This is a genomic window from Peribacillus sp. FSL E2-0218 (genome assembly GCF_037992945.1).
In the GTDB taxonomy this organism is placed as follows: Bacteria; Bacillota; Bacilli; order Bacillales; family DSM-1321; genus Peribacillus; species Peribacillus simplex_B.
This window is the reverse complement of the sequence record NZ_CP150304.1, coordinates 1,830,777-1,844,322: the sequence shown is the minus strand read 5'-3', so window position 1 is coordinate 1,844,322 and position 13,546 is coordinate 1,830,777. Positions and strand designations below refer to the sequence as shown.

Sequence of the window (13,546 nt, the reverse complement as noted above, 5' to 3'; positions counted from 1 at the left end):
GACACCCCAGATCCCCCTGTCGTATAAAGTACAGGCTAATGATTTGACATCACGTTTATCCTATTATGAAACAGTGACAAACTCCAAAACTCCCCATTGAATCATGGAGCTTGTCCGCAACTTTGATGGCAAATTGCCTTTAAAGATGTTTTCCAACATCACGGGCCGTATGAATATGGATACCTTCCTGAATTTCCAGCAAAAAATTGTGTCGCTTAACGGTTTACGGTGAAAGAAAACTTATAATCGTCCGCTATATGAACTGCCCTTCTCCACCCGATGAGGCGATCATTTCTGGAATACAGCTTCGTCTCTATAATGAGAGCTGGGTCGCCGCTGTTGATGCCGAGAATCTCCGCCTCCATAGCATTCGCACCTGACGCGCAGATCAGGTGGTCACCACGGGAAATGAAAATCCCCTGTTCTCTCTCAAGAAGCACGAAAACACTTTCAGCTTCCTCAAGTTCCTGTGCGTTTGGCAGGAAGTCCTCCGAGACGGCAAGGTAGGTTTGAGTCCATACTAGCGGCTTCCCTTTAAGCAAGATTAATCGAGATGTTCTCAAAACAGTATCACTCGGCTCGAGTCCAAGGATTGCGCACAGTTTCTCAGTAGGCAACACACGATCCACACTTAATATTTTTGAAGTGCATTCCAATCCTTGATCGCGAAGGAAACCAACCAATCCCCCTAACTCCAGTCCTTGAGGACGAACAGGAAGTGCCTGAACAGGGAAGGTGCCTTTCGCCCGCTCCCGGTACACGTAACCCTCATTGGCCAATTCCTTCAGTGCTTGGCGTACAGGAGCCCGGCTCACATGAAAACGTTGGACAAGCTCTTGCTCGGTGCTGAACGGACGCCCTGTCACCCCTTCTGCAGCCTGAAGCTCTTTAATGAGGATTTCCTTGATTTGTTTATAAATGGGCACAGATGAACTACGATCAATCGTATATTTTTTTATCATTTCTTTACCTCCAAAAACTCTGCTTTTACATGACTTGATGCACGGATCTTGAGGGGAGCGGCCGTACAGTCCTGGACATGTTCGAACGTAACGCCTGGGGCGAGTTCATGAACGAAAAGACCATCCTCCGTCACGTCGATCACCGCCAGGTTTGTATAAATGCGGTTTACACAGCGCGGAGCCGTCAGTGGATACGAACATTCCTCAACGATTTTCGGCACGCCCTTACTCATATGCTGCATACAAAGGAAGACACGCTTACTGCCAACAGTCAAATCCATCGCACCACCAACACGCCCCAAGGGTGCGTCAGGTAATTTCCAACTGGCAAGATCACCATGCATCGACACTTGGAATGCCCCAAGCACGGCTGCATCAAGGTGTCCTCCGCGTATCATGGCAAAAGATTCTGATTGTGAGAAAAAGCTGCCGCCAGGTTTTAATGTAATTGGTTCCTTGCCGGCATTCACTAAATCCATGTCCTCTTCACCTGGTTCTGGCTTTGGACCCAGCCCCAGAAGTCCATTCTCGCTATGGAGGATGATTTCACGACCTTCCGGGATCACATCAGCCACAAGGGTCGGCAGCCCGATGCCAAGGTTTACGAACCATCCATCTTCCAAGTCCAATGCTACTCGGGATGCCAGTTCCAGCTTGGTCCAACCTATCTCCCGCTTGTCTTCACTCATGCAATAAAACCCTCCCATCGCTTTTTGCTTCCAGTTTAACTAATCGATGCACGTATACGCTTGGAGTTACGATTGTCTCTGGATCGATTTCCCCAACTTCCACGATTTCATCTACCTCAGCGATTGTAGTTTTTGCAGCCGTCGCCATTACCGGATTGAAGTTGCGCTGTGTTTTATGGTAAACAAGATTGCCCCAGCGATCTGCCCGGTGTGCCTTTATAAAAGCGTAGTCACCTTTTATTGCATGTTCCAAGAGATGTAGCCCCTCATTGAACATACGCGTTTCCTTGCCTTCCCCTAGTTCGGTGTGCGCTGCCGTCGGGGTATAAAAAGCCGGGACGCCTGCTCCGCCAGCACGGATACGCTCCGCCAATGTTCCTTGAGGAACTATTTCCAGTTCGATGCTCCCATCCTTGATTCGCTGAATCAATTCGTTGGCGTGGGGGCCGACAGGGAAAGAGCAAATGATCTTGCGGACTTGGTCATTGCTGATAAGGGCCGCAACGCCATCACGAACTGCGCCAATATTATTGGATACGACAGTCAAATCCTTTGCCCCTTGCTTTGTAAGGGCTCCAACAAGGTGTGATGGCAGCCCGCTTCCGCCAAATCCGCCCACAAGCAGGGTTGCTCCATCTTGCAAATCAGCAATAGCTTTTGCTGCGCTTTCATATTTCTTTTGGATCATCCCGGTTTTCCTCCTTTCATGTATTATGGGTACCAATCAATTCTTCTTCATATCCATTCAGTGTAACAAAGAAAGCACAAGGCAGGTGACTTGGATTGCCTGTATAATTCAATTCAGCTGCAATTGATCGAAAGGGCCCATACATCCCAATATTGTCATTGGTTGGGGCATTTCCGTTCACATGCCGACGGACAGCATGAGCTAACTTCGCGTCCATCTCAAGACTCTCTTTAAGAACCGCGGTAACCTCGTCTCCGACAAATTGCTGACTGAGCACCTTTCCCTTACCGTCAAGGAAGTGATGACCTAAGTAAAGGCGCTTCGGGCGGACCTCCTCAAGAAGATGCCGTATGCTTTGTCGATATAAAGCGGGGTGTTCAATCGTAGGAATCCCACTCTGTGCCCCTCCGTATATTTGCACAGCATCAGCTGCAAATGCCCATCCCAAGCCATCAAGCACGTAAGTCACAGATCCGATTGAGTGTCCTGGTGTTTCCACTACCGTGATCGATACGTCTCCGCCAAGTGAAATCATATCGGCATCAACTACCTCTACCGTTGGTTCCAAATTCCCGCCGATATCATTCATTAGAATCGCCGCATGCTTCTCCTGGATTTCAGGGTCCAGGTATTTTCCTTGAAGACGATTATAATCAGTGATATGTTTTGTCCGATCTCGCAGTAAATAGGCTTCCTTTTTTGGAATAACAACTTTTGCACAGCCACCGGTTTTCTCCCATACCTTGCTGGCACCTCCTAAATGGTCAACATGGCCGTGGGTTAGGAGAATCCAGCGGATATCGTCGATTCTAAAGCCATGCTCGGCAAGGACTGTTTCGATTTCACAGGAAGCCGAAGAGGCAATGCCGGTATCGATAAGTGCTGGCTCGGGTGCGTCGAGAAAATAGACATAAGCAGAGGTCGGTCCAAATTTACATTCGATCGGAATGATGCGTACCGAATCCATGTTGATCACTCCTCTATTGAATTTATAATCACGTCCCTTTTATGCTAAGAACGGGTCGCAGCCGAAGGATTCACTTTTTTGCTTTCCCATATACAACATCAGTAGGGTTGTTCAAAACATTGGACTCCTTTGGAATGACTGGCAACACTAAACGGGATTGATGATCTTTATCTCGATAGATTTTATGCATTGTTGCACGGCCACTAGGTAAATGATAGCTATCAGGGGGCAACATCTTGGCATCCTCCCTATCCAGCGGTTCGTTACATGCAAGCTCCAATTCAATTCGATGACCAGGTTTAATTAAGAAGGAGAATGGATATAAACGAATCGCGTACTCGATGATTTCACCGGGCGTTACTGGTACTCCCCGGTCATGCGGGTGCCATGGCTCGCCAAATTTCGATTTTTCCACATCCAATTCCCGATGGGATGCTTTCAAATAGCCAGAAGTCATCAAGGTACGTGTTCCGCTTGGGTTTACATCATAAAGCTTTGCGATAAGGTTCGTATCGTCCGTATCGATTTCAACATGTACATATAAGGCACCTGTTCCTGTCATTTCAACAGGTTCGAGGAATCTATCACTTGTCCATTTAATTTTCTCAGATGTTGTCGTTACCGTTAATGGCGCTTGATAGAACCCATCCGGATGGGCATATTCAGAAGCCAATGGCTCAGGATTATCACTAATTTTGTGCCGTGGACGTAAGAAGAACTCTTTCTTCTCTTCAAATGGCAATGGCCAGTGGTCTTCACCGCGCCATTTATTAGAGCCTTCTACTGAAAACTGAACTGCCGGCTCCTCCATAATACCTGTATCGATTCCTTTTAACCAGTAATCATACCACCGGAACATTTCGTCGTGGCATTCGTGGAAGGGACGCTCCAGCATTGGGGGCAGTGCCTGGATATCGAGCTTTTTTATGCCAGATACTTGTTCGAAGCATTCGATTGTACCTTCGACGTTCCAGCCCCGGCCCCATTTCGCTTGAAAGTAAGTGGGAATCGTTATTTTATGGGCGACTTCTATTGCAGAATCCGCTTTCCAGAACTCGCCATCAAGTGGATTTAATAAATAATCCATCCATAGTTCATGACGATCTTGATAATGAAGCAGGTGGACGAAATCCGACCAATGTGCGATATCAGGATCACGTAAACGATCTTGCGTTTTTTGTTTAAGCTCTTCCTTAGTGAATATTTTTGAGCTCTTGCTCGCTACATTGGTGAATGCATTACCGCTATCACCACCGCGCCCTTCACGAGAGGCACGCGGCATTAACCACATAATCCCTCCGTGATAGCAAAGTTCATAAAGGTCGAAGTGCCCCCCATTTGCAAAGATTGCCTTTAAGTGTGGAGGGTGTTCGGCTGCTCCTAATATTTGCACTGATGCAAAGTACGAAATGCCGATCATACCGATGTTGCCGTCGCACCAGTCTTGCTCTGCCAACCATTCAACGAGGTCGTAAATGTCTTTGCCATCGCCATGACCGCCAGAGTTATAATTCCCGCACATCTGACCTTCCGAGGCACCTGTACCACGCACGTCGGCAATGATATGGGCATACCCTCGTGATACCACTTCACGAATATCACCAGCTTCAATCGCTCCGTTCCAAAGATGACTTGGGCGAGCTTGTGGAGGTAAAGTTAAAGCTTGTGCTTGCAATTCCTTGCCGTATGGACTAAGCGCAAGCAATGCTGGTACTTTACCAGTTCCTTCGGGACGGTATATATCTGCGGCGATATGCAAGCCGTCACGCATAAGAATGCGAGCATCCTTAGTGATGATCATCTTAATTCACTCCTCTCCTGAATCCTTCCGAATATGTTATGAATCTTGATATGAAAATCATTGCTGAATAACCTAAGTATGAAAGTCTACTAGCTATTTTCAGTCATAGAGGGAGTGAAGCATGGTACACACGGACCAGGGTTATTTTGATTGCCACTTTGCATGAATGCCACTTTCACTCGTTGATCAATGTGAAGTTCGTCCAAATCACAGTCGATAATATTCGTCATCATCCTAGGACCTTCATCTAGCGTGACGAAGGCGATCACATATGGGCTCCCTTTTCGCATAACACTATATGTGTATATTGTCCCCGTTCCTTTCGCTTCTTTCCATGTCGTTTTTCCGCTTTTGCAAAACGGGCATAGCACACGTGGATAATGATGATATTCACCACAAGATTCACAGTGTTTAATGATTAATTTACCTTCTGCAGCTGCCCTCCAATATTCTTCATGTTCTGGATGGGTTTCCGGTATTGCCATTATTCTGGATTCATTGGCTGCCATAAGTCACACCCTTTCCAAGATCAATGTTGCACTGCCATGTCGACTTGCGAGGCCGCCACCAGTACCATGAACCAGTGCAAGATCACAATTGTTCACCTGGACCTTTGGATGTGACTCTCCACGGAGTTGCCGCACAGCCTCTATCAGTTTAATCATGCCGCCTCGACCCGAAGGATGGTTGTTATTCAACCCGCCGCCATCTGTATTGATGGGAAGTTTGCCAACACCAGAAATCAGGTTTCCATCGGCAACGAATTTACCGCCTTCGCCCTTTTTGCAGAAACCTAAATCCTCAAGCTGCATCAACACCGTGATCGTAAAGCTATCATAGATTGATGCATACTTAATATCTTGTGAATTTACCCCGGCTTCGGCAAAAGCTGATGCCCCCGACCGTACTGCACCACTATAAGTAAGATCAGCCTTGCCTCCCAAAAGCCCCTTGGATGATTCTCCTGCACCCAACACCCTGATAAGGGGACGATTGAGGCTTTTGGCAATTTCAGGGCTTACGACAATAATAGCACCGCCGCCATCACTGACCACACAGCAATCCAATCGATGCAATGGATCGGCAATCATGGGGGAAGAAAGCACATCTTCTATGGTTACTACATCACGCAGCATCGCATTTGGGTTATGCTTGGCATGATGGGAAGCTGCAACTTTTACCCATGCAAGCTGTTCACTTGTTGTACCATATTCGTGCATATGACGCATGGTAGCCATTGCATACTCATTTACAGCTGTCGGACCATAAGTTAGTTCAAAAGGTGCTTCAGGGACATTTGCTCCGACAATCTTTTGTTTTACACCGCTTCTTCCTTCTGAGCGGGGACGGCCCCCCATCGTGATCAAGGCAACATTGCATTTTCCAGATATTATCGCCTGGGCGGCATGTGAAACGTGCGCAATATATGAAGACCCCCCTGTATCTGTCCCATCTGCATGCCGGACATCAAGGCCTAGGTAATCGACCATGGAGTGGACGCCTCCAGGTGCGTCACCCGCACAGAAATAGCCATCGACATCTGCAAATGAGAGTCCAGCATCAGCCAATGCACCTTTGGCACATTCAGCATGTATGGCTGAAACCGACTTATCAGGGGCTTTACGCATTGGATGTTCGAATGCTCCCGCGATATAGGCCCTTCCTTTTATAGTCATCTTTGCTCCCCCCTGTTAGTCTAGTTAAATCAGATGTTCAGCTCTCAATAATAATCGCGTCAGCTTTTGATAATAGGAACACATCCAATATCGTTATTTGATAACGGATTTGCTTTCAAACTAGGTTCTTGCATGGTAAGGAAATTTGCAGGAGTACGTACTAATAATTGGTCAAATACATCTTCAGCGACACCGGCTTTCCGAAGGTCGGGGATGAATTCTTCAAACAAGTAGTTTACAGAGTGTCCCTTTAACCCTGGCCAGCCTAGTGCACAGCAGTTAGCATCGGCTGAAATCACAGCCCGTTCAAGAAAGCCTTTTTCGAGGAAAGAAAGAAAATGCTTAACACGGTCTTGACGGGGACGTGACCAATATGGCGCATTTTCCATCTCCTTGTCGTAACCAATCGTGTCGAAACCTACATATCCGCCTCGGCTTGCGATCATTTTATCACGCTCTTCATCGGCATCTTGACCAACATCTGCATGGCCCATTAGTACACGATTTAGAGGCAACCCTTCGGATTCAAAAATGTCAATCGCCAGTTCCGGTTCTGTTGATAAGTGTGTAATGATTGGGACACCTGTTTTCACTGCAGCACGTGCAGCTGCCCGATAGATGCGTTGATCCAGTTCACTTAAGCCTTCTCGGCTGACGCCTACTTTAACAGCGCCAGCTTTTGCGCTTGTACCATCGATCCCCACCGTGATTTCATGTATGAATAAGTTTGTCAAATACTCAACTGTTTTGTTACGGAAATAGGGCAACGCTGAATCCCCTGCTACAAAACCTGTAACGGCCACGATATTGACGCCAGTTCTGCGAGAAAGCACCTGGAAATATTCGATGTCACGCCCATTTCCGATGCCTGTACAATCAACGAATGTTTTACCGCCATGTTCACGAAAGCGCCGCAACTTTTGAATGGTAACGTCAAATGCTTCTTCAGGCTTTTTCCACCACTGAGTATCCAAGTCACATCCAGGAAGACCAAAACCAATATGTTCATGCATTGCAGTGATTCCTAGATCTTCTGACGCGATCGGACCTAAAACCGTATTTACCTTCCCCATAACAGATTCCCTCCTCGCATTTATTTTTGCTTTGATCCCGCGGCAGTTTCCCTTTTGACAGTTGCAGGGGCATCAACAGCCAGTACACGCTGCGGATTTTCTTCTAACAATATACGGATTTCTTCATTCAATACTCCTGCTTGACGCAGGATCGGAACGAATTGTACTAGTAGGTAATTGAAGTCCATATCCTTTGTTTCATGACCTTTTGCACAGCCAACGGCATTCGTTGAAATCAAGACACGTTCACCTAGGCCTTTTTCGAATAGTTCTGCAATTAACCGAGCACGCTCCCTATCATCTATATAGCCTTCTCGTGTAGACCAGCCAACATGGTCTAAAGCAACATACGCACCACGTTCCGCCACAGCAAACGCTTCTTTACGTTTAACTGCATCCAAACGGTCAAGTCCCCCGATGATGACGCGGTGCGGTTCAATGCCTTCGCTTAATACCATTTCCAAATCTTTCAGGGCATTTGCACCATATTGCAAGGATACCGGCACTCCTGTTGCCATTCCAGTTTGTGCACAGCCGCGGAAAAGATTCTCTTCAATTTGGACAATCCCACTTTGAGTTGCAATGGATGTCACAATCCCTGCAGGACCTGATCGTTCCACACGCGGAACGACAATTCCTTCCATCACCTCTTTTATAAACAAACCAGCAAATTGTTCAGCTGGCCAAGGTGTTGGTGGATGAGTTTGCGGGGTAGTGAAATACCCACTTAGCATCCGTTCTGGTCCTAAGCCTGTTGAAGCTACGATATGTACCCCTGTCGTCTTGGAAAGCGTTTCATAAAGCTTGACGTCACGGCCATGGAACATCCCGCGATGATCTACAATCGTTTTTCCGCCACTGCGACGGAATTCCGTTAATTTACGATGTAAGATATCAAAAATCTTACTCTTGTCCATATCAATTTCCGGAGCATATTCCGCTCCAGGCATAACAGAAAGAAGTGATTCATGAATAAGCACAACGCCTAGTTCTTGAGCTGGCACCAATCCCAGTACCGTCCGAACAGAGCCCGAACGATGTTCTACATGTTCTACCATTGTTAAACCTCCTTTATTTCATAAAAGGTGCTGTGTAACTGGAGAAGACCATTTTGTAAAAAATCCAGATTCTTTCCGTTCTGTAGATTCATAGAAACAAAGACTTTCATTTACAACAATAAAGGAAATCAATGCTTCCTTTTCTCTGGAAACCCAAATGGAACCGCTCTCTTTCCCATAAAATAAAACATCTCTCAACTTCTTAATATCATATTATAATATTGTTATACCAAAGTCAAACAACATTCTTATTTTTCTGAATAAAAAGAATAAAACTATAAAATGGCGGTTATAGGTGATTAAAATAAATACTATTGTAAAAAATTCTTTTACGGAGAATGAGCTCTACATCAAACGGGGCGAATGCCTTTGTCCATTTTATTTCATGTGTATATTAGTCAGCGCAGTATTTTAATTCTTTCTACTTTCAAGAAAAGGTCGGCTTATATCCCTTTTTCAGTCGTACCATTTAGAAAGTATGGTTCGATAACCAGCAAAAAAGCCTTTTTTCCAAAAGGAAAAAAGGCAAAATTCTTTGTAAAATATCTAACTTCCCGATTTCCAAAGAAACAAATCAAATGATGCTTTCACGGGCCTTTTTATTATATCCATGGAATTCATCAATGAATTTGAAATCCTTACCCGTGCGACTTGATAGGATGGTATCCCGGAGGAGAATGCCGGCGTCAGTCGTATTGTGGATGATTTCCCCCCACATTCTTGCACTGCTCTGAACATTTGCCGTTCGAGGAATGCGTTCTTCTTGATACTCCATGAAAGCTTGTTCAATGTCCTGATCATGCTTGTGCAGCATATCCGTCAAATAAGCTGCATCCTCTAAAGCCTGGCAGGCTCCTTGCGCCAAGTATTGAAGCATCGGATGAGCAGCATCCCCCATAAGCGTAATCCTGCCTTTAGTCCAATTATCAATTGGCAGGCGGTCATACATCGGCCAGCGACGTTGACGTTGAATGAATGAAATTGCATTTTGGACAAGCTCGCAAGTCCCTGCAAAAACACGATCCATTTCATCCGGTGTTCCCCAGTGATTGGTTTGTTCATTTTCTTTTGTGTATTGAGAGCTCTTGAAGACCACTACTTGATTGTACAGTTCTCCCCTTCTAACCGGATATTGAACAAGATGAAGATTTGGCCCGATCCACATATACACATCATCCAAATCTCCATGGCTTGTTACCTCATCCATCGGAATCGCTCCCCGATAAGCCACATATTGCGAGCAGACCGGTTGATCTTCCACTAGCAGTTTACGCGCATTTGACCATAATCCATCTGCACCGATTACGGCCGTTCCGATATGTTGGGCTCCGTCCGCAGCAGTAACGGAAACTTCACCGCCATGTTCCTCCGCTTCAATGATGGTCTGGTTGGTCACCAGCTCGATGAACGGGTTGCTTTCACAGGCTTCTGCCAGTACTTTATGCAGATCGGAACGGTGCAAAACAACGTACGGCGCCCCATATCTTTCTTTATAAACATTACCTAAATCCAAGGCGGAAAGCTCCTTGCCCGAGAAAGCATCCATCAGTACCAACCTTTTCGGAAAGACTGCAATTTCGTTAATTTTATCCATCACACCCAAGCGCTGTAACACATTGGTTGCGTTCGCAGCCAGTTGAATTCCTGCACCAATTTCCCCAAATTCAGGCGCTTGTTCCAACACTTTGACATATTGTTTCGTTTCTGCAATGCCAAGAGCCGTTGCCAATCCGCCTATTCCACCGCCGATAACAATGAATGGCTTATTTTCTCTGTTCATCATTCATTCCCCCCTAAATCAGTTAAGATGCTGCACCGCTTAATGGTAAACGCTTTCAATCGACCTCTTGGCCATGGGCTGAATACCCTCATTCCTCTGGAACGGTTTTATACCAGCACAGGTTTAAATTCACGTTCAACCTTTTGGTACCCATTATTTGCGTCAAATGCCTGTTGCTGTTCCAAGTCGAATCTCTCCATGATTGGAAGATCATTGACCGAGAATAGGTAGGAATCCACTTCTGCAACGTGCTCATGCCAAGCCCAATTCGGAACGACGAAATAATCTCCCTTAGACCAATCAAAACGAACGCCATTAATGACCGTATACCCTGTACCTTGATGTACTTGATAGATGGTAGAATGGGTATGGCGATGAGCTTTGGTATGAAAACCTTGCGGCAGCTTTTGCATCCAAGCTCCCATTGTAGGGTTGGCGGTTTGCCCGTTTGAAGGGTTGATATATTCTACGGCAAAACCTTCATATGGATCTGGATCGAAATTCATCAATCCTTCAATCGCAGATTGGGTGCCTTCCCATTTGTAATTGGCAAGTGGAGCCACTTGTGAATAACGATCGGATACAGGACGCACCATTCCGCCATGATAACGCAGTTCTGAAAAATTATCCGGACGTTTAGGCGTTTCGATTCGATCAGGATACGGTTCAAAAAAAGTGCCGCCTATGGAATAAATGGTCGGGATATCTAGGGCATCCATCCAAATCATCGGTTTATCTCCAATATGGCCATGACCATGCCATAAATTTTTAGGTGTAATCAAGAAATCTCCCTCTTCCATGAAGATCCTTTCCCCCTGGACGATGGTGTAGGCCCCCTCCCCGTTCGTTATGAATCGCAGGGCACTTTGGGAATGACGGTGGGAAGGAGCCACTTCACCTGGCAGCAATAATTGAACCGCTGCATAAAGCGTTTGTGTGGTAGAAGCCCATCCCCATGGCTTGCGATAAGTTAAGCCTGGGTTTTGAAAATAGATGGCCCTTCGCTCCCCTCCACGGTCGGGCGTAAAAATTTCAGCGGCTTCCAACAACTTTTTTGTCAATAGCTCCTCTTTCCATAAATAAGCCTCCGCATGAGGTTTGGGCTCATGGTCCATCAGAGCTGGAATGGCTTCCCACAGAGGGCCTAAATTGTACTGCTGGATATCCTTTGTAAAATCTTTTACGATTGCACTATTCATGTATTCTAGTTTTTCAGCCACAATTATCCCTACCTTCTTTTTTAACTATCGTCATTACATTTTTGAAAGATTTCGCTTGATCTGTCCATAGTGTCCTGATATGTGTTCATCGATGAAGTGATCAACAATATAAGAAACGGGTTTATTTCCAAATTTAATAAAGTTCCGATGTGGTGACTCTATAGATAGCGTTTCTTCATCTAAATTCCCGAGCACGCTCTCCACTTCATCTTTGAGCTCCTCCACATGTTTTTTGACATCATCGACAGAAAGCCGTTCCGTATCGGTAACTGCTGCCAATCGGGCCGGATCCTGCAATCCGCGGCCCCATTTGGAGCCAGGCATAGCCACTACCGTTTGCACTTCACCTAACCAATAAGGAATGGCTTCCGCTATATGGGAAAGTATTTGCAAGATTGACCATTCATCTTCTGTAGGGTTACAGCGGATCGTTTCTTCCGGAAGGTTTTTGGTCGTTTCCAAAATATGGTCTATCGATTGCTGAATTGATGCAATCGATTTTGCGATGTTCTGAGAAGCCATCATCATTTCCCCTCCCCGGCACGACTCACACGATTTTCAAGATAACCTATTTTGTCGATTTCGATCTTGACTACATCACCATCTTTTAAGAATGCTTGTGGATCGCGGGCCACTCCTACCCCACCCGGTGTTCCAGTGAGGACAATGTCACCAGGTTCCAGAGTCATTAAGTTCGATAGGAATTCGACTAAATATTTCACGTCGAATACGAAGTTGGCTGTATTCGTTTTTTGGCGTTCTTCTCCATTAACAGTCAACCGAACATTTAAACCAGATGGATCGGGCAGCTCATCGGAAGTGACTAACCAAGGTCCCATCGGAGCACTTCCTTCAACGGTTTTTCCTTGAAGCCATTCAAGGGTGCGGCGTTGGATATCACGATACGTAACATCATTGGCAATCGTATAACCTGCTACATAATCAAGTGCTTCCTCTTGAGAAACATTTCGTGCCCTTTGACCGACGACAAAAGCGAATTCCGCTTCATAATCAAGCTGTTCAGAAATGGGGAAGAACGGAATGTCATCCTGGGGACCGATCACCGTATTGGCGAACTTTGCAAAAACCACTGGGAATGGCGGTAATTCGCGGCCCATTTCAGCGATGTGTTCACGGTAGTTGTGCCCGACACAAATGATTTTCCCCGGCTTTTGGACAGGTGCCTCAAGTTTGATGTTTTCAACATGATGGATCAGCTTATGTCTGAAAGAGTTTCGATTATGGAATGCATGATCTGCAGCCTTTTCGGCGATGGAAAGGCTTTCTCTCCCTCCCTGTAAAAACGCTTCCATTGCGGCTGGAACATACGCCTCGGCAATTTGTTCACTGCGCAGTTTCCCCTCGCTCTCGAGCAACGCTTGATATGCATAGTTCAAGTCAACTATTTCATTATTCGGATAAAGTGCTCCAATACGTGTAAATCCTTCATTGCTGAAAGTTACTAATTTCATTTTCCCTTCTCCTTTTCGCCTTTGTTTTTAATAATTATATAAATAGATAACTTAGTTCACTATTTATATAAATAATAACTTAATTTTCAGAAAAATGTCAAGAATAATCGCCATCATTTTAATAAAAATGGCAGGTTCACCCCCATCATGTGACTTTGAT

The 13,546-nt window shown here is 45.7% G+C and carries 13 protein-coding genes; all 13 read right to left on the bottom strand.

All coding sequences use genetic code 11. The annotated features are described in order from the left end of the window. Window positions 1-215: 215 nt before the first annotated feature. Window positions 216-962: a GntR family transcriptional regulator gene (locus tag MHI53_RS08865; RefSeq protein WP_081092587.1), complete on the bottom strand. Its 747-nt coding sequence runs from the start codon at window positions 960-962 to the stop codon at window positions 216-218. Then, on the bottom strand, window positions 959-1,651 hold the full coding sequence (locus tag MHI53_RS08860) for a 3-oxoacid CoA-transferase subunit B (RefSeq protein WP_061144721.1): 693 nt from the start codon (window positions 1,649-1,651) through the stop codon (window positions 959-961). Before MHI53_RS08860 ends, MHI53_RS08865 begins: the two co-directional genes overlap by 4 nt. Next, window positions 1,644-2,339, bottom strand: coding sequence for a 3-oxoacid CoA-transferase subunit A (locus tag MHI53_RS08855; RefSeq protein WP_340373228.1), 696 nt, complete (start codon window positions 2,337-2,339; stop codon window positions 1,644-1,646). Before MHI53_RS08855 ends, MHI53_RS08860 begins: the two co-directional genes overlap by 8 nt. Window positions 2,340-2,355: 16 nt before the next feature. After that, window positions 2,356-3,306, bottom strand: coding sequence for an MBL fold metallo-hydrolase (locus MHI53_RS08850; protein WP_340373227.1), 951 nt, complete (start codon window positions 3,304-3,306; stop codon window positions 2,356-2,358). A gap of 70 nt (window positions 3,307-3,376) precedes the next feature. Continuing rightward, the gene (locus tag MHI53_RS08845; RefSeq protein ID WP_340373226.1) at window positions 3,377-5,107 is read right to left on the bottom strand and encodes a CocE/NonD family hydrolase; all 1,731 of its coding nucleotides are present in this window, start codon (window positions 5,105-5,107) and stop codon (window positions 3,377-3,379) included. 89 nt (window positions 5,108-5,196) lie between these two features. Beyond that, window positions 5,197-5,616: a Zn-ribbon domain-containing OB-fold protein gene (locus MHI53_RS08840; RefSeq protein WP_340373225.1), complete on the bottom strand. Its 420-nt coding sequence runs from the start codon at window positions 5,614-5,616 to the stop codon at window positions 5,197-5,199. 3 nt (window positions 5,617-5,619) lie between these two features. Next, window positions 5,620-6,783: a thiolase domain-containing protein gene (locus MHI53_RS08835; protein ID WP_340373224.1), complete on the bottom strand. Its 1,164-nt coding sequence runs from the start codon at window positions 6,781-6,783 to the stop codon at window positions 5,620-5,622. Window positions 6,784-6,842: 59 nt separating this feature from the next. Continuing rightward, window positions 6,843-7,856, bottom strand: a complete 1,014-nt coding sequence (locus MHI53_RS08830) for an aryldialkylphosphatase (RefSeq protein ID WP_081092586.1) — start codon at window positions 7,854-7,856, stop codon at window positions 6,843-6,845. Window positions 7,857-7,876: 20 nt separating this feature from the next. Continuing rightward, window positions 7,877-8,914 carry an aryldialkylphosphatase gene (locus tag MHI53_RS08825; protein ID WP_061144715.1) on the bottom strand — a complete coding sequence of 346 codons (1,038 nt, stop codon included), beginning with the start codon at window positions 8,912-8,914 and terminating at the stop codon, window positions 7,877-7,879. 574 nt (window positions 8,915-9,488) lie between these two features. Then, window positions 9,489-10,697 carry an FAD-dependent monooxygenase gene (locus tag MHI53_RS08820; RefSeq protein ID WP_340373223.1) on the bottom strand — a complete coding sequence of 403 codons (1,209 nt, stop codon included), beginning with the start codon at window positions 10,695-10,697 and terminating at the stop codon, window positions 9,489-9,491. 104 nt (window positions 10,698-10,801) lie between these two features. After that, the gene (locus tag MHI53_RS08815) at window positions 10,802-11,914 is read right to left on the bottom strand and encodes a cupin domain-containing protein (RefSeq protein ID WP_340373222.1); all 1,113 of its coding nucleotides are present in this window, start codon (window positions 11,912-11,914) and stop codon (window positions 10,802-10,804) included. A 33-nt stretch (window positions 11,915-11,947) separates the two neighbouring features. After that, complete coding sequence (locus MHI53_RS08810) at window positions 11,948-12,439, bottom strand: DinB family protein (RefSeq protein WP_340373221.1); 492 nt, start codon at window positions 12,437-12,439, stop codon at window positions 11,948-11,950. Continuing rightward, complete coding sequence (locus MHI53_RS08805) at window positions 12,439-13,386, bottom strand: fumarylacetoacetate hydrolase family protein (RefSeq protein WP_061144713.1); 948 nt, start codon at window positions 13,384-13,386, stop codon at window positions 12,439-12,441. The genes MHI53_RS08810 and MHI53_RS08805 overlap by 1 nt, the downstream gene beginning before the upstream one ends. Window positions 13,387-13,546: the final 160 nt, after the last annotated feature.

What these genes read in the sequence shown, in the direction of transcription:
- MHI53_RS08865 (WP_081092587.1), bottom strand. Translation starts at nt 962, where the DNA reads ATGATAAAAAAATATACGATTGATCGTAGTTCATCTGTGCCCATTTAT.
- MHI53_RS08860 (WP_061144721.1), bottom strand. Translation starts at nt 1,651, where the DNA reads ATGAGTGAAGACAAGCGGGAGATAGGTTGGACCAAGCTGGAACTGGCA.
- MHI53_RS08855 (WP_340373228.1), bottom strand. Translation starts at nt 2,339, where the DNA reads ATGATCCAAAAGAAATATGAAAGCGCAGCAAAAGCTATTGCTGATTTG.
- MHI53_RS08850 (WP_340373227.1), bottom strand. Translation starts at nt 3,306, where the DNA reads ATGGATTCGGTACGCATCATTCCGATCGAATGTAAATTTGGACCGACC.
- MHI53_RS08845 (WP_340373226.1), bottom strand. Translation starts at nt 5,107, where the DNA reads ATGATCATCACTAAGGATGCTCGCATTCTTATGCGTGACGGCTTGCAT.
- MHI53_RS08840 (WP_340373225.1), bottom strand. Translation starts at nt 5,616, where the DNA reads ATGGCAGCCAATGAATCCAGAATAATGGCAATACCGGAAACCCATCCA.
- MHI53_RS08835 (WP_340373224.1), bottom strand. Translation starts at nt 6,783, where the DNA reads ATGACTATAAAAGGAAGGGCCTATATCGCGGGAGCATTCGAACATCCA.
- MHI53_RS08830 (WP_081092586.1), bottom strand. Translation starts at nt 7,856, where the DNA reads ATGGGGAAGGTAAATACGGTTTTAGGTCCGATCGCGTCAGAAGATCTA.
- MHI53_RS08825 (WP_061144715.1), bottom strand. Translation starts at nt 8,914, where the DNA reads ATGGTAGAACATGTAGAACATCGTTCGGGCTCTGTTCGGACGGTACTG.
- MHI53_RS08820 (WP_340373223.1), bottom strand. Translation starts at nt 10,697, where the DNA reads ATGATGAACAGAGAAAATAAGCCATTCATTGTTATCGGCGGTGGAATA.
- MHI53_RS08810 (WP_340373221.1), bottom strand. Translation starts at nt 12,439, where the DNA reads ATGATGGCTTCTCAGAACATCGCAAAATCGATTGCATCAATTCAGCAA.
- MHI53_RS08805 (WP_061144713.1), bottom strand. Translation starts at nt 13,386, where the DNA reads ATGAAATTAGTAACTTTCAGCAATGAAGGATTTACACGTATTGGAGCA.